The 15,172-nt window shown below is 70.6% G+C and carries 15 protein-coding genes; 14 read left to right on the top strand and 1 reads right to left on the bottom strand.

From position 1 onward, the window contains the following. The first annotated feature begins 455 nt into the window (after positions 1-455). The 13 genes from OG898_RS08670 to OG898_RS08730 all read left to right on the top strand — a co-directional run bounded on the left by OG898_RS08670 (position 456) and on the right by OG898_RS08730 (position 13,355). Positions 456-1,133 carry a hypothetical protein gene (locus OG898_RS08670; RefSeq protein WP_250740910.1) on the top strand — a complete coding sequence of 226 codons (678 nt, stop codon included), beginning with the start codon at positions 456-458 and terminating at the stop codon, positions 1,131-1,133. A 191-nt stretch (positions 1,134-1,324) separates the two neighbouring features. Next, on the top strand, positions 1,325-1,948 hold the full coding sequence (locus OG898_RS08675; protein ID WP_266955975.1) for an isochorismatase family protein: 624 nt from the start codon (positions 1,325-1,327) through the stop codon (positions 1,946-1,948). After that, positions 1,945-3,864 carry an anthranilate synthase family protein gene (locus OG898_RS08680; RefSeq protein WP_266955977.1) on the top strand — a complete coding sequence of 640 codons (1,920 nt, stop codon included), beginning with the start codon at positions 1,945-1,947 and terminating at the stop codon, positions 3,862-3,864. The genes OG898_RS08675 and OG898_RS08680 overlap by 4 nt, the downstream gene beginning before the upstream one ends. Next, entirely contained in the window at positions 3,861-4,208 is a 348-nt protein-coding gene (locus OG898_RS08685; RefSeq protein ID WP_266955979.1) for a hypothetical protein, read from the top strand. Before OG898_RS08680 ends, OG898_RS08685 begins: the two co-directional genes overlap by 4 nt. Then, positions 4,205-4,825, top strand: coding sequence for a phenazine biosynthesis FMN-dependent oxidase PhzG (gene phzG, locus OG898_RS08690; RefSeq protein WP_250740914.1), 621 nt, complete (start codon positions 4,205-4,207; stop codon positions 4,823-4,825). The genes OG898_RS08685 and phzG overlap by 4 nt, the downstream gene beginning before the upstream one ends. A gap of 44 nt (positions 4,826-4,869) precedes the next feature. Continuing rightward, a complete protein-coding gene (asnB, locus tag OG898_RS08695) occupies positions 4,870-6,708 on the top strand; it encodes an asparagine synthase (glutamine-hydrolyzing) (RefSeq protein WP_250740915.1) in 1,839 nt (612 codons plus the stop codon). Between the two features lie 58 nt (positions 6,709-6,766). Next, complete coding sequence (locus OG898_RS08700; RefSeq protein ID WP_250740916.1) at positions 6,767-7,264, top strand: PhzA/PhzB family protein; 498 nt, start codon at positions 6,767-6,769, stop codon at positions 7,262-7,264. 52 nt (positions 7,265-7,316) lie between these two features. Next, entirely contained in the window at positions 7,317-7,727 is a 411-nt protein-coding gene (locus OG898_RS08705) for a VOC family protein (RefSeq protein WP_250740917.1), read from the top strand. Between the two features lie 111 nt (positions 7,728-7,838). Next, positions 7,839-8,885: an acetylserotonin O-methyltransferase gene (locus tag OG898_RS08710; protein ID WP_250740918.1), complete on the top strand. Its 1,047-nt coding sequence runs from the start codon at positions 7,839-7,841 to the stop codon at positions 8,883-8,885. A gap of 16 nt (positions 8,886-8,901) precedes the next feature. Next, positions 8,902-9,387, top strand: a complete 486-nt coding sequence (locus tag OG898_RS08715; RefSeq protein WP_250740919.1) for a DUF488 domain-containing protein — start codon at positions 8,902-8,904, stop codon at positions 9,385-9,387. Beyond that, positions 9,387-11,072, top strand: a complete 1,686-nt coding sequence (locus OG898_RS08720; protein WP_266955984.1) for an asparaginase domain-containing protein — start codon at positions 9,387-9,389, stop codon at positions 11,070-11,072. The genes OG898_RS08715 and OG898_RS08720 overlap by 1 nt, the downstream gene beginning before the upstream one ends. Positions 11,073-11,111: 39 nt before the next feature. Continuing rightward, positions 11,112-11,963, top strand: coding sequence for a PhzF family phenazine biosynthesis protein (locus tag OG898_RS08725; RefSeq protein WP_266955986.1), 852 nt, complete (start codon positions 11,112-11,114; stop codon positions 11,961-11,963). A gap of 45 nt (positions 11,964-12,008) precedes the next feature. Next, the gene (locus tag OG898_RS08730; protein WP_266955988.1) at positions 12,009-13,355 is read left to right on the top strand and encodes a replication-associated recombination protein A; all 1,347 of its coding nucleotides are present in this window, start codon (positions 12,009-12,011) and stop codon (positions 13,353-13,355) included. Positions 13,356-13,473: 118 nt separating this feature from the next. Here the strand turns inward: OG898_RS08730 and OG898_RS08735 are convergent, their stop codons facing one another. Further along, positions 13,474-13,869 carry a RidA family protein gene (locus tag OG898_RS08735; RefSeq protein WP_250740922.1) on the bottom strand — a complete coding sequence of 132 codons (396 nt, stop codon included), beginning with the start codon at positions 13,867-13,869 and terminating at the stop codon, positions 13,474-13,476. A 138-nt stretch (positions 13,870-14,007) separates the two neighbouring features. Between OG898_RS08735 and OG898_RS08740 the strand changes: the two genes are divergently transcribed. After that, positions 14,008-14,988 (top strand): YafY family protein, encoded by a 981-nt coding sequence (locus OG898_RS08740; RefSeq protein WP_250740923.1) that lies wholly within the window; start codon positions 14,008-14,010, stop codon positions 14,986-14,988. The last annotated feature ends 184 nt before the right edge of the window (positions 14,989-15,172 follow it).

Raw genomic sequence — 15,172 nt, forward strand, 5'->3', positions numbered from 1 at the left:
CCCGGCGCCGCGGGCGGCTCCGTCCGCTTTCCGAACGGGTATGACCGGATCGAGGTCTTGACGGACCATCACGCCCTCACCGACCGCCGGGCTCGCGCCGACGCACGTCGCCCGCCCGTTCCGCCGGGCGGAATCCAGGTTTCCCCTTATTTCTTCGCCGAGCCCGCCTCCTCGGCCGCATCCTGCAGGCCGAGTTCCGGGATCGGCGATCGCCGCAGGCCATTACCGCCGGGCCGATATTCCGCTTCCCGCCCAGGTCGGACCGGCCTCCCGCTGCGGGCTGACGGAATTGCACACCAGCGACATAGGCATTTTTAGCCTCGTTGACAAGCCCGAGTTGGTGACGGTTATATGAAGTCATCGAAGGGGGGATGGCGAATGAGGACCAACCAAAAGGCCCCATTCCGCAGCCGAATTGAATTAGTCCGCTGCCATCTCCAATTTAAGGAGATGATATGAGCATAATCAAGCACACGCTTCCGCTCTCCGCCGCCGCCATCGTGCTGACGATCGCGAGCATCGCAGGGCCCAGCTACCTCCAGACCCAGTCGGCGGCCGCAAGCACCTCGGCCGTCGCCGAGACCCCCGCAGCCGCCGAGACCCCGGCAGCCGCCGAAACTCCGGCGGCCCCGGAGGCCACCGAAGCTCCGGCGGACGCCGCGAGCCAGACGGGCATCTTCAACCCGCGGCCGGTCGCGAGAACCCCCGAACAGCTGCTCCAGCTCCTGGGCGAGCGGATCAAGGCCAAGGACATCGACGGCATCATCGCCCTGCACGAGCCCGAAGCGGCGATCGTCGACTGGGACCTCTCGGTCATCAGGGGTCACCAAGCCATCAGGAACTTCTACGTCGGTTGGTTCAACCTGAACCCGGAGCTCACCGTCAACGCCCGCCAGACCGTGGCGACCGGAGGCTGGCGCGGGTGGGACGGCGTGGTCCGCCAGCGCACGGCGTCGATCATGGGCGACTACAGCCTGGCGCAGGACGGGACGGCCGGCGGCCCCCGCGTGAGCTTCACCGGCAACTTCTGCGACACCGTCGAGGAGCAGCTGGACGGCACGTGGCTGTACGTCCTGGACAACCCGTACCCGCCCCACGGCGGGGGCACGCCGGCGGCGGCTTCCCACCACTGATCGGGGTTTCTCACACCCCGGCCGACTCGGCCTTTTCTGCTCAGTAATTCGGTCGGCGAATTCTTCACGCACATCGCGCGGTTTATCCGTCGCGCCGAAAAACAAGCAGGCGAGGAAATTCCACCCACCCGTGGGGATCCGGTGATCCCCACGGGTGGCCGGCCCACACTCAATCAACCCGAGGGGGAACCGTGCCGGGCATAGCCCCGATCTCGTCATACCCACTGCCGACGGCGGCCGAACTGCCCGCCAGCCTGGCCCCGTGGAAACCCGACCCCGACCGAGCGGCCCTGCTCGTGCACGACATGCAGCGCTACTTCCTCGCACCGTTCCCCGCGGAGATCCGCGATCCGCTGGTACGCCACTGCGCGATCCTGCGGGAGCGCTGCGCCGCCCTCGGGGTCCCGGTGTTCTACACCGCGCAGCCCGGTGGCATGACCGACGGGGAACGCGGCCTGCTCAAGGACTTCTGGGGTCCCGGCATGAGGGTGGACCCCGTCGATCGTCAGATCGTCTCCGAACTCGCGCCGCGGCCCGCGGACCAGGTGCTCACCAAGTGGCGCTACAGCGCGTTCTTCCGCTCCGACCTGCTGGCCCAGATGCGCGCCCAGGGCCGCGATCAGCTGATCGTCTGCGGGGTCTACGCACACGTCGGCGTGCTGGCGACGGCCCTCGAGGCGTTCACCAACGACATCCAGCCGTTCCTGGTCGCCGACGCCGTCGGCGACTTCTCCGCCGAGTACCACCAGCTGGCCCTCGACTACGCGGCCGCCCGCTGCTCGGTGGTCACCACCACCGAGGAGGTCTTCCGATGAACTCGACGCAGCTGCTCGAGCACGTGCTGGGCCCCAACCCGGGTCCCTTCGCCCTGCTGCACCGCCCCGAGGCGCTGGGCGCGGACCGCGTGGAGATCCTGCTGGGCGAGGTCAGCACCCCGGCCCGGCTGGCCGACATCCCGCTGGGCGGCAACCCGCCGGCCGACCGGAGCGGGCGCCCCGGCGGACCCCGGCACGAGGCGCTGGTCCTGGTGCCCCACCAGCAGATCACCGAGCGCGGCTTCATCGCCGCCGCGGACGGATCGCCGCTGATCGCGATGTCGGTGACCGACCAGGGCCAGATCGCCACGCCGGACGCCCTCAGATGCCTGCCCGACGAGCCGATCACCCTGGACGGCGGGCACTTCGACACCGAGGACGAGGCCTACGCCGACACGGTCCGCGCGGTCCTCGACCACGAGATAGGCACCGGCGAGGGCTCGAACTTCGTCATCAAGCGCTCGTTCGTCACCACCATCACCGGGTACTCGACGCGCAGTGCGCTCAGCCTGTTCCGCCGGCTGCTCACCCGGGAGAGCGGCGCCTACTGGACCTTCATCGTGCACACCGGCACGCGGACCTTCGTGGGCGCCACCCCGGAGCGCCACGTCAGCCTGCGGGACGGCGTCGCGGCGATGACCCCGATCAGCGGCACCTACCGCTACCCGCCCACCGGGCCGGTCCGGTCGGAGGTCATGGAGTTCCTCACCGACGGCAAGGAGACCGACGAGCTGTACATGGTCCTGGACGAGGAACTCAAGATGATGGCCCGGGTCTGCCAGGGCGGCGGCCGGGTGAGAGGACCGTTCCTGCGGGAGATGGCCCACCTCGCGCACACCGAGTACGTCATCGAGGGGCGCAGCGACCTCGACCCCCGGGACATCCTGCGGGAAACGATGTTCGCCCCCACGGTGACCGGCAGCCCGCTCGAGAACGCCTGCCGGGTGATAGCCCGCTACGAGCCGCGCGGCCGCGGGTACTACGGCGGCATCGCGGCCCTCATCGGCCGCGACGACGACGGCGCGCGCACCCTGGACTCGGCCATCCTCATCCGCACCGCCGACATCCGTGCCTCGGACGCCGACGGCAGCGGCCACGTGGAGGTCGGGGTGGGCGCGACCCTGGTCCGGCACTCCGATGCCGACGCCGAGGTCGCGGAGACCCGTACCAAGGCCGCGGGCGTGCTCGCGGCGCTGGGCGCCGCGAACCGGCTCGTCGAGGACCCGCTGATCCAGAAGGCCTTGGGCAGCCGCAACGAGACGCTCGCGCGCTTCTGGCTCAGCGACGCCGCATCGCGAGCACGGCCCCATCCGATGCTCGACGGCCGCCGGGTACTGATCATCGATGCCGAGGACACCTTCAGCTCGATGCTGGCCCACCAGCTGAGCGCCATCGGGCTGACCGTCGAGCTCGCCGGCTTCGACGCGGCCCACCGCTTCGACGACCACGATCTCGTCGTCATGGGCCCGGGACCCGGCGACCCGCGGGAGGCCGGCGACCACAGGATGAGCCGTCTCACCTCGGCGATCGAGGAGTTGCTCTCCCGGCGCATCCCCTTCCTGGCCGTGTGTCTGAGCCACCAGCTGCTGTCCCGCCACCTCGGGCTCGAACTGAGGCGCAGGGACGTCCCGAACCAGGGCACCCAGCGGGAGATCGACCTGTTCGGCGCACGGGAGCGGGTCGGCTTCTACAACTCCTACGAGGCCCGGTCGCGGGCCGAGTACCTGGAGTGCCCCGGCGTCGGCGAGGTGAAGGTGAGCCTCGACCCCCGCACCGGAGAGGTGCACGCCCTGCGCGGGGCGCACTTCGGGTCCGTCCAGTTCCACCTCGAATCCGTGCTCACCCAGGACAGCGAGCGCGTCCTGACCGAGCTCCTCGTCCCCCTGCTGGAAGCCGCGGAGGTGGTGAAGGTATGAAGGCCGCCGTCTCCTGGTGGGACCTCTCCGGGTCCGACCAGACCATCGACTCCCTGCGCGTCTACCTGCGCGACGAAGGCGTGGACCCGTGGACCGAGGTCCGCGGCATGCGACTGAAGTTCTGGATCTCCGACCGGCAGCTGAACCGGTGGGGCGCGGTGATGCTGTGGGACTCCGACGCGGACCTGACGCAGCCGATGCCCCCGAACCGGGCCACCGAGCTCATCGGGTACCCGCCGACCGACCGGATGATGACCGAGGTCGAGGCGATCGTCGAGGGCCTCCACTCGGGTGCGACGTCCGAGCGCGGCCTGGCCTTCGAGACCGCCGGGAACGTCTCGTGAGCGCCCCGGCCCGGCCCCTGACGGCCGATGAGTTCACCGCCCCGCCCGCCGAGCCGATGGACCTGCTGCGGACCTGGTTCGACAGCGCCGTCGCGAACGCCGTGCGCGAACCGGGCGCACTGGCCCTGGCCACCGCCGATGCCCGCGGCCGCGCCTCCAACCGGATCGTGCAGGTGCTCTCGGTACGCGGTACGGGGCTGGTGTTCGCCAGCCACTCCGACAGCCGCAAGGCCCGGGACTTCGACGAGACGGGCTGGGCGTCGGGCGTCTTCTACTGGCGCGAGGCCGGCCGCCAGGTGAGCGTGAGCGGCCCGGCCCGCCCGCTGCCCGACGAGGAGTCCGACGCCCTGTGGGCCGCCCGGCCCGCCGCCGCGCACCCGATGTCGGTGGCCTCGTACCAGAGCGCACTGCTGCCGGACGAGGACGCGCTGCGCGAGCGGGCCAGGGAACTGGCCCGGAGCGGCACCGCACTGACCCGCCCGGACCGCTGGCTGGGCTACCTGCTGGAGCCGGCTTCGGTCGAGTTCTGGCAGGCCGACCAGACGGACCGGCTGCACCGGAGGCTGCGCTACGAGCGCGACGGCTCCGGCTGGCGTACGGACCGGCTCCAACCCTGACCGTGCTCCGAACCCCTTAGACCAAGTGAGAGAAAGGCAAGCCGATGTGTGGAATTACGGGCTGGATCTCGTTCGACCGTGATCTGGAGCAGCAGCGCACCCAGCTGGACGCGATGACGCAGACCATGGCCTGCCGGGGACCGGACGCCGGCGGCGCCTGGATCGAGCGGCACGCGGCCTTCGGGCACCGGCGGCTGTCGGTCATCGACCTGGAGGGCGGCGCCCAGCCCATGGTGGTGCCGACCGACAACGGACCGGTGTCGATCACCTACAGCGGTGAGGTCTACAACTTCAAGGAGCTGCGCGCCGAGCTGGTGCGCCGCGGCCACCGCTTCCGGACCGACAGCGACACCGAGGTGGTGCTCAACGGCTACGTCGAGTGGGGCGAGGCCCTCGCCGACCGGCTCAACGGCATCTACGCCTTCGCCATCTGGGACTCCCGCGTCGAGAAGCTCGTCCTGATCCGCGACCGGATGGGCGTCAAGCCCCTCTACTTCTACGAGACCGGGGACGGGGTGCTGTTCGGCTCCGAGCCGAAGGCGATCCTCGCCAACTCGCTGTCGGAGCGGGCGGTCGACCTCGCCGGGCTGCGGGAGCTGGTCAGCTTCACCCAGACACCGGGAAGCTCGCTGTGGTGCGGCATGCGCGAGGTGGTGCCGGGGGGCATCGTCATCGTGGACCGCGCCGGCCTGCGCGAGCGCCGCTACTGGACGCTGCCCACCCGGCAGCACACCGATGACCTGAAGACCACCATCGGCAACGTGCGGGACCTGCTCGAGGACATCGTGAACCGCCAGGTCGTCTCCGACGTACCGCGGTGCACCCTGCTCTCCGGCGGTCTGGACTCCAGCGTGATCACCGCACTGGCCGCCGCCAAGCTCGGCGAGTCCGGCGAGAAGGTGCGCAGCTTCGACGTGGACTTCGTCGGACGGGCGGACGACTTCGTCGCCGACGAGCTGCGCGGCACGACGGACGCCCCCTACGCCCGGGAGGTGGCCGCCCGCGCCGGAACGCAGCACCAGTCGATCGTGCTCGACCACGCCTCGATCGCCGACCCGGACATCCGGCGGAAGGTCATCACCGCGCGGGACAGCCCGCTCAGCCTCGGCGACATGGACACCTCGCTCTACCTGCTGTTCCAGGCCATCCGCCAGCACTCCACGGTCGCCCTGTCCGGGGAGTCCGCGGACGAGGTCTTCGGCGGGTACCGGTGGTTCCACCAGCCGGAGGTCCAGGCCGCGAAGACCTTCCCCTGGATGGCGGTCTTCGTCAGCGGTGCCAAGGCCCAGGTGTCCGACCGGTTCAACCCGGGCATCACCGCCGCCCTCGACCTGCCGACGTACATCGCCGACCGGTACTCCGACGCGGTCGGAGAGGTCGAGCGGGCGGAGGGCGAGAGCGACCACGAGATGACGATGCGGGTGATGAGCCACCTGCACCTGACCCGCTTCGTCCGGATGCTCCTGGAGCGCAAGGACCGGATCAGCATGGCGGTGGGGCTGGAGGTCCGGGTCCCGTTCTGCGACCACCGGCTCGTGGAGTACGTCTACAACGCCCCGTGGTCGATGAAGACCTTCGACGGCCGGGAGAAGAGCCTGCTGCGCGCCGCGACCGCCGACCTGCTGCCCCAGTCGGTGCTGGAGCGGACGAAGGCCCCCTACCCGGCGACGCTGGACCCGCAGTACACGAGCGCGCTGCTGCAGCAGTCCAAGGAACTGCTGACGACCGACGACCCGGTCTTCGACCTGGTCGACCGCAGCTGGCTCCAGGACATCACCCAGCAGGACTCGGCCAACATGCCGCTCGACGTCCGCAACGGCATGGAGCGCGTGCTCGACCTGAGCACCTGGCTGGACATCTACCGGCCCGAACTGCGCCTCTGACCGCGCCTCTGACCGCGCCTCTTACAGCGCCTCCGACACGGGAATTGAGGAAATCCAGATGGGAACGAACCAGGCTCAGGCCGAGGGGCTCGAAGCCGAAGCCGACAACGACCTCCGGGCCCGGCACCGCGCCGTCGTGGCCGACTACATGAGCCGCAAGGGCGAGACCCGCAAGACGCGCTACCTGCTCTTCGCCGAGGACGGCAGCGCCGGCCTGTGGACCAGCGACACGGGGCAGCCGATCACCTCCCAGGGGCACGAGAAGCTCAAGGCGCACGGCGAGTGGTCGCTGCGCATGTTCCCCGACTGGGAATGGTCGAACGTCCAGATCTTCGAGACGCAGGACCCCAACCAGTTCTGGGTCGAGTGCGACGGGGAGGGCCAGATCCTCTACCCGGAGTATCCGCCCGGCCACTACCGGAACCACTTCATCCACTCGTTCCTGCTCGAAGACGGAAAGATCAAGCAGAACCGCGAGTTCATGAACCCGCTCCAGCAGCTGCGCGCGCTGGGCATCGAGGTGCCGAAGGTCAACCGCGGCGGGATCCCCACGTAGGCACCGGCATCCCGTTTCGCACTCCCACCGAAGAGAAGCAAGGAGAAGTCCCGTGGGATCTCAGCTCAACCCCTACATCGCCTTCGACGGGGATGCCCGCCAGGCGCTGGAGTTCTACCACGACATCCTCGGCGGAAAGCTGGAGCTCGGGACGTTCGGCGACTTCGGCAACCCCGAGTCGCCCGACGCCGACAAGATCATGCACGCCACGCTCAGCACCGCGGACGGTTTCACGGTGATGGCCTGGGACGTCCCGGAGCGGGTCCCCTTCAACCCGGGCACCAACGTCGCGCTCTACCTCGGCGGCGACGACCCCCGCCTGCGCGACTACTTCGGGAAGCTCTCCGCCGGCGGCACCGTGGTGATGCCCCTCAAGCAGCAGATCTGGGGCGACGAGGCGGGCACGCTCGTCGACCGGTTCGGGATCACCTGGATGTTCAACATCACCCAGGGCCGGTCCTGATCACACCCCCGGTGTGCGGGGCGGGGCCACGACGGCTCCGCCCCGCACGCGGGGAACCGTTCGCCCCCGGACGAGGGGGTGAAGTCATGTCACACAGATGGTGAGGGATCCATGACAGTCGACGTGCAGGCCACCCCGAACGTGGTCGACGTGCAGGCCACCCGGAACGTGGTCGACCTGATCACCGGTGGATGGAGGGCGCAGGCGCTCTACACCGCGGTCAAACTCGAACTGCCCGACCACATAGCCGCCGGCCGCGACTCCGGCGCCGAGCTCGCGAAGGCGACCGGGGCCAACGAGCAGGGCATCCACCGCCTGATGCGCCTCCTGGTGGCCATGGGCGTGTTCGAGGGCAGCGAGTCCACCGGCTACCGCGGCACCCCGGTGAGCGCGGCCCTGCTCGACGGCCCGCAGTCCCTGCGCGACATGTGCCTGCTGTACGGCGAGGAGTTCTACTCCGCGTGGAGCCACGCCCACCACGCCATCAGCACGGAGAGCTCGGGATTCGAGGTCGCCTACGGCCAGTCGCTCTACGAGTACCTCGGTCAGGACGCGGCCACCGCCCGGCGCTTCCAGCTCACCATGAACGCCGCGAGCATGTTCTTCCACCAGGTGCCCGAGGTCTTCGACTTCGCGGGCAAGACGGTCGTGGACGTGGGCGGGGGCGGCGGGCACCTGCTCGCCACGATCCTCGGCGCCGTCCCGGACGCCCGGGGCGTGCTCTTCGACCGCGAGCACATGATGCCGAAGGCGCGCGAGCACCTGGCCGCCACCGTCGGCCTGGACCGCGCCGAACTGGTCGGCGGCGACATGTTCGAGGACGTCCCGGCGGGCGGGGACGTCTACGTCCTGTGCCGCGTCCTGGCCGGCCACGACGACGAAGCCGTCGTCGGCCTCTTCGAGAGCATCCGCCGCGCCATGGCCGACTCCTCGTCGCGGGTGCTGATCCTCGACCGATTCGTCGAGGACGAGGACCCCACCGTGCTGCCCGCCCTGTGGGACCTGCACCTCCTGGTGACCACGGGCGGCGAACACCGCACCCTCGACCGGATCACGCGGCTGCTGAACCGGGCCGGCCTGGAGATCGACCGGGCCGCGGAGCTGCCCAGTGAGACGACCGCCCTGATCGTCGCGCCGCGCACCCCCGCGCACTCCTAGGGAAAGGAGACCTCCGGTGCTCACGTTGGCAACCATCGGCGTCTACGGCTTCGACGCCGACTCCTACCTGCAACGACTTCAACAAGCCGGTGTGCGCCTGGTGCTCGACGTGCGCCAGCGCCGCGGCGTCCGCGGCCCGGACTACGCCTGGGCGAACTCACTGCGGCTGCAGGCGGCCCTCGCCGAGGCCGGGATCGCCTACGAGCACCACCGCGAGCTCGCTCCGACCACCGAGCTGCGCCACCTCCAGTACGCCGAGGACGACCGCCAGGGCGTCGGCAAGCGCTCCCGCCAGGAGCTCGCAGCCGAGTACACCCGTCGCTACACCGCCGAGATCCTCGACCCGGTCGACCTCGACCCGATCGTGGCGCGGCTGCCGGTCGACGGGACCGCCGCGCTGTTCTGCGTCGAGCGCGACGCACAGGCCTGCCACCGCTCGCTGGTGGCACGGCGCCTGGCCGAGCAGCACCACGTATCGATCGAACACCTGGGGCCGCTGTGATGGACGCCGTGACGGACGAGATGCTTCCGCGCCCCGCGCGGCGACCGCGGATCGCGGTGTTCGCCGGACCGACGGCGACGATCCTGAACACACCGGACCTGGTCACCTCGAACAAGGCACGGGTGCGCCACGGTCTGCCGCTGCTCCCCTCCCGGTTCGACGTCCTGCGTTCCCAGCGGCTCGCGGCGCCCGTGACCCTGTACGTCGAGGCGTTCAGCGCGCACCCGCTCGAACGGGAGTCGGCCGGCCTGTACGCCCCGCCGGACGGGTGGCTCGACAAAGAAGGAACGTTCCACCAGGAGCAGCCGTTCGAGGACGCCACCCCGGTGTACGTCGTCGAACTCGACCCGGCCGACGGCCTCTACCCCCTGCCGTACATGGCCAGGCAGGCGGACGGCTCCGCCTGGGAGGAGACCGCGGCGGCGCCCTTCGCACCGGCGGCGGCCGCCCGGCAGACGTTCTACCCCGATGCCCGGCGCCTGTACGAGGAGATCGACCGGTTCGGGCTCGCCGACCTCGGCGCCCCCGTCGAGCTCGGGTCGCTCGCCGAGTTCGACTTCTTCCGCGCCGCCCCGTCGGGCGGGTACACCTCGGGCCCCGACGCCGAACGCCCCGGCAAGGACTTCTTCGTCTACTACCCGTACCACCTCCAGAGCGAGCCCGGCCTGGCGCACCTGGCCGAGGCGACCAACCAGGTCCAGGCCGTCCTCGACACGGGAGGGTTCACCGGCGTGCAGTGGCTCGAAGGCAGCCCGACCGTCGACGAGACCCTGTACTGGCTCGGCCTGCTCGTCGACACCACGGTGCCGCTCGTCGGGCACGCGGCCCAGCGCCGCCACCAGTCCGCGAGCGCCGACGGCGACCGCAACGTGGTGGACGGCGTGAAGTTCATCGCCTCGGGCGTCGCCCTGGACGACCACGGCGTCGACCGCCTCGGCGCCTGCGTGATCGTCGACGAACTCGTCTACTCGGCCCGCGACGTGACCAAGGTCGACGCCCGCCCCGGCGGGTACGAGGTCACCGGCGGGCACGGAGGAGTGGTCGCCGACATGGGCGGCTACGGTCCCCCGCAGGTCACCTACCTCCCGGCGCGCAGGCACACCCACCGCTCGGACCTGCGCCTGAGCGTGCTCCCCGACCGGGTCTCCGGTGTGACCGGGGCCCTGGACACCGGCGTGTCCCTGGTCGACGTGGAGACGAAGGACGCCGGCGGGCTCGTGCCCGCCGCCATGCCGCACGTCTCGATCACCAAGTACAGCCGGTACGCGGCCACGGGCGCGGGCTCCGACCATCCGGACCTCTCCGACGACGAGGTCGAGATCCTCGCCCGGATCGACGCCGGCCTCGCGGGCGCGCCGCTGACCGGATTCGTCTGCGAGGGCATGTCACCGTTCGGGATGGCCGACCCGGCGAAGAACGCGGCGCTGGGCGTCGCCGTCTTCGCCGGCATGCCGGTGGTCCGTACGGGTCGCGGCAACACCGGGGGCATGGCGTACCGGATGGATCCGGCGTTCATCTCGGGCAACAACCTCACGGCCACCAAGGCGCGCCTGCTCCTCATGGCCGCGCTGCTCAAGTTCGGCGCCCTGCCCCCGGCCGCGGATCCCTTCCACCCGACTCCCGCCGAGTACGCGGCCACGGTGCGGGCGGTCGCCCGGTACCAGGTCCTGTTCGACACACACTGACACCACTGACACCACTGACACCACCTCTGGACGGAACGCATGGATACGTACGAGTACGTGGTGGCCGACGTCTTCACCAAGGTCCCACTGGAAGGAAATCCGACCGCCGTCTTCCTGGACTCCGCCGGCCTGTCCGCCGAGCGGATGCAGCAGATCGCGCAGGAGATGCACTTGTCGGAGACGGTCTTCGTCCTCCCCGCGGAGGCCGACGGCGATGTGCGGGTCCGCATCTTCACCCCCGTCAACGAGCTGCCGTTCGCCGGGCATCCGACCCTGGGCACGGCCATCGTGCTCGGCGAGTCGCACGCCTCGAAGGAGCTCCTGATGGAGACCGCCATGGGCACCGTCGCGTTCGAACTCGACCGTGACGACGAGGGCCGGGCCGACGCGGCCGGCATGTGGCAGCCCGTCCCGACGTGGGAGGCCTACGACCGCGCGGACGAACTGCTCGCCGCCCTCGACCTGTCGGCCACCGGCAGCACCCTGCCGGTCGAGGTCTACCACAACGGGCCGCGGCACGTGTTCGTCGGCCTGGACGGCGTGACCGCGCTCTCCGCCCTGGAGCCGGACCACAGGAGTCTCGCGCGGCTGCCCGACATGGCCGCCAACTGCTTCGCCGGCTCGGGCACCCAGTGGAGACTGCGGATGTTCTCGCCCGCCTACGGCGTGGTGGAGGACGCGGCCACGGGCTCGGCCGCCGGGTCGCTCGCCGTACACTTGGCCCGGCACGGCCTGATCCCCTTCGGGGAGTGGATCAGCATCCGACAGGGGGTCGAGATGGGCCGCCCGTCGACGATGCACGCCCGGGCCATGGGGACGCCGGAGCGGATCGATTCGGTCTATGTGGCGGGATCCGCCGTGGTCATCGCACGGGGAACGCTGTACGCGTGACCGGTCCGCAGAAGAAGGGCGCCGCACGTGTCCGATGGTGACGGGTTGTTCGAGTTACCGCTGTCCGAAGCCGCCCCGCCGCCCACGGAGACGGAGGCCGTACGGGCCACCGCGCCGCTGGCGGCGCGGATGCGGCCCCGGACGCTCGCCGAGGTCGTCGGCCAGGCGCACCTGCTGGGTCCCGGCGCGCCGCTGCGGCGGCTGGCGGAGGGCGGCGAGGCCTCGTCCGTCCTGCTCTACGGGCCCCCCGGCACCGGGAAGACCACGATCGCGCGGCTGCTCGCCGCCGTCGACACCCGCCACTTCGTCGCCCTGTCGGCGCTGTCCAGCGGGGTCAGGGAACTGCGCGAGGTGATGAACGAGGCGCGCCTGCGCCGGGACCGCCAGAACCGGCGGACCGTGCTGTTCATCGACGAGGTGCACCGCTTCTCCAAGACCCAGCAGGACGCCCTGCTCGGAGCCGTCGAGGACCGGCTCGTCCTGCTGGTCGCCGCCACCACGGAGAACCCGTCGTTCTCGGTGGTGACGCCGCTGCTCTCGCGGATGCTGGTGCTCCAGCTCCAGTCCCTGGACGAGGAGGACCTCCGCGCGCTGCTGCGGCGGGCGCTGAAGGACGAGCGCGGCCTCGGCGGTTCGGTCTCGCTGTCCCCCGAGGCCGAGGACGTCCTGGTCCGCCTCGCGGCCGGCGACGCCCGCAGCGCGCTGACCGCGCTGGAGGCCAGCGCCGACGGGGTGACCGACACCGGCGGCACCGTGATCGACGTACCGGCCGTGGAACGGGCCGTCGCCGAGACCACCGTGCGCTACGACCGGCAGGGCGACCAGCACTACGACGTCATCAGCGCGTTCATCAAGTCGATCCGCGGCTCGGACCCCGACGCCGCGCTGCACTACCTGGCCCGCATGCTCGTGGCCGGGGAGGATCCGCGGTTCATCGCGCGACGACTGCTGGTGCACGCCAGCGAGGACGTCGGACTGGCCGACCCCACGGCGCTGCAGGCGGCCGTCGCGGCGGCGCAGACGGTCCAGCTGATCGGCATGCCCGAGGCCCGCCTCGCCCTCGCGCAGGCCACCGTGCACCTGGCCACGGCGCCGAAGTCGAACGCGGTGATCACCGCGATCGACGAGGCCATGGCCGACGTACGGGCGGGTGCCGTCGGCGAGATCCCGGCCCACCTGCGGTACGGCCGTTACGCGGGCGCCCGGGAGCTGGGCAACGCGATCGGCTACCGGTACCCCCACAAGGCCCCGGACGGGGTCCAGGAACAGCAGTACCCGCCGGACGGACTCGTGGGGAAGGACTACTACCGCCCCACGCGCCACGGCGGGGAGCACATCCTGCACGAGCGCCTCGCCAAGCTCCGCCGTGTGATCCGGGGGGACCGGGGATAGACCCGACAGGTCGGGGGCAGGTCAGGGGCAGATCGGGGACAGCTCGGGGGCAGGTCGGGGACAGCCCACTGCCCGTGCCGGTTCGAGGGGCGCGGGCAGCGGGACGGGCACGGTCGCGTTACGCGACGGCGGTGCCCTCGAGCTCGACCAGCTGGCCGGGGATCGCCAGACGCGAGACCCCGAGCATCGTGGTGGTCGGCGCGACCTGGGCGGCGCCCAGACGTCCCGCCAGCACGCCGTAGTGCTGGAAGAGCAGGTCGACGTCGGTCGTGTAGACGTTGAGGCGGACGAGGTTCGCGAGGGTCATGCCGGCCTCGGCGAGCACCGCCTCGATGTTGTCGATGCTCAGCGCGAGCTGCGCCGCCAGGTCACCGTCGTGCTCGGGCTTGCCTTCCTTGCTCATCGCGGTCTGTCCCGAGATGTACAGGGTGCGCGAGTGCCCGGAGACGACCTCGCCCTGGTTGAACCCCATCTCGACCGACCACGACACCGGGTTGACCGCAGTTCGTTCCATGTCGCACAAGCTCCATTCGGATCACGTGAATGTACGGACGCCCATCGGCTCGGCAGCCGCCCAGCTCTGACGTCGTGTAATCGAGCCTTGCAACTAAACACGACACCCTCGGTCAGGTATTTTGGTTAAAATTTCTATATGCGTGCCGACCGATTAGTCTCGCTAGTGCTCCTTCTGCGCCAGCGCGGCCGGATGACCGCGGACGCCCTGGCCCGCGAGCTGCGCGTGTCCACGCGTACGGTGCTGCGCGACGTGGAGGCACTGTCCGCGGCCGGCCTGCCGGTCTACGCGGAACGCGGCCGGCACGGCGGCTTCGTGTTGCTGCCCGATTTCCAGACGGCGCTCACCGGACTGAACCACGACGAGGCGCTCGCCCTCGTGGTCGCCGGATCACGGCGCGGATCACAGCTGTTCGGCCTCGGCTCGGCGCTCGCCTCGGCCATGCTCAAACTGGTCGACGCACTGCCCGAAGGCCTCCGGGAATCCGCGGCCGGCGCGGCGCAGCGGTTGCTCATCGACCCGGAGACCGACCTCCTCTCGCGCCGGGTGGCCGCGGACGAGGTGTCCGACGCCATCGTGGCGGAGATCCGCCACGCGGTGTTCGCCGGACGCAAGCTGAGCCTCAGTTACGCGGGGGCGGACCAGGTCCCGAAGTGCCGCACGGTGGACCCGATCGGGCTGGTCACCGTACGCGGGCAGGGGTATCTGCTGGCCACGCGGTACGGCGCGGACCGCACGTACCGGCTGTCCCTGGTGCTGGCCGCCAAGGCGCTCGACGAACCCGCGCAGCGGCCGGACACCGTCGACCTGGACCGGACCTGGCAGGAGCACAACGCGCAGTTGCGGACCGGGGGCGACCAGGTCACCGTGCTGGTCCGGGTGGACCCGGCGCGGCGGGACCAGCTGGTGGACACCGCGCTGGCCGTCCGCGACGAAGAGGCCCACGCGGACGGCTGGCTGAGGATGAGCGTGGTGTTCCAGGACGCGCGGCACGCCGAATGGGCCCTGTGGCAGCACTCCACGTACGCGGAGGTCCTGGCCCCGCAGGGACTGCGCACCTCCCTGCACCACCGCGCCGCCACGATCGCCATCCGGTACGGGGGCGGAGCCCCCCAGTAGGGGCTCGTCCGGTTTTCGAACAGGGTTGACCGGATTACGTTCTTGACGGACAGTCACCCTCTCGCCCAACATCAGGCTCGCACTGACGCACGACGCACTGCCGTACCCACGCAGGAGCGACGGCGCCCAGGCACGCTCACCCGCGCCACCCGCACGTTCCGCACACGTCCCCAGTACGGAATCC

The organism is Streptomyces sp. NBC_00193 (assembly GCF_026342735.1).
GTDB classification, from domain to species: domain Bacteria; phylum Actinomycetota; class Actinomycetes; order Streptomycetales; family Streptomycetaceae; genus Streptomyces; species Streptomyces stoeckheimensis.

Excerpts from the sequence above, each read along its gene's own strand:
- OG898_RS08735 (WP_250740922.1), bottom strand. The coding sequence starts at position 13,869 with ATGGAACGAACTGCGGTCAACCCGGTGTCGTGGTCGGTCGAGATGGGG.
- OG898_RS08685 (WP_266955979.1), top strand. The coding sequence starts at position 3,861 with ATGAAGGCCGCCGTCTCCTGGTGGGACCTCTCCGGGTCCGACCAGACC.
- OG898_RS08740 (WP_250740923.1), top strand. The coding sequence starts at position 14,008 with ATGCGTGCCGACCGATTAGTCTCGCTAGTGCTCCTTCTGCGCCAGCGC.
- OG898_RS08700 (WP_250740916.1), top strand. The coding sequence starts at position 6,767 with ATGGGAACGAACCAGGCTCAGGCCGAGGGGCTCGAAGCCGAAGCCGAC.
- OG898_RS08725 (WP_266955986.1), top strand. The coding sequence starts at position 11,112 with ATGGATACGTACGAGTACGTGGTGGCCGACGTCTTCACCAAGGTCCCA.
- OG898_RS08720 (WP_266955984.1), top strand. The coding sequence starts at position 9,387 with ATGGACGCCGTGACGGACGAGATGCTTCCGCGCCCCGCGCGGCGACCG.
- OG898_RS08680 (WP_266955977.1), top strand. The coding sequence starts at position 1,945 with ATGAACTCGACGCAGCTGCTCGAGCACGTGCTGGGCCCCAACCCGGGT.
- OG898_RS08670 (WP_250740910.1), top strand. The coding sequence starts at position 456 with ATGAGCATAATCAAGCACACGCTTCCGCTCTCCGCCGCCGCCATCGTG.
- asnB (WP_250740915.1), top strand. The coding sequence starts at position 4,870 with ATGTGTGGAATTACGGGCTGGATCTCGTTCGACCGTGATCTGGAGCAG.
- OG898_RS08710 (WP_250740918.1), top strand. The coding sequence starts at position 7,839 with ATGACAGTCGACGTGCAGGCCACCCCGAACGTGGTCGACGTGCAGGCC.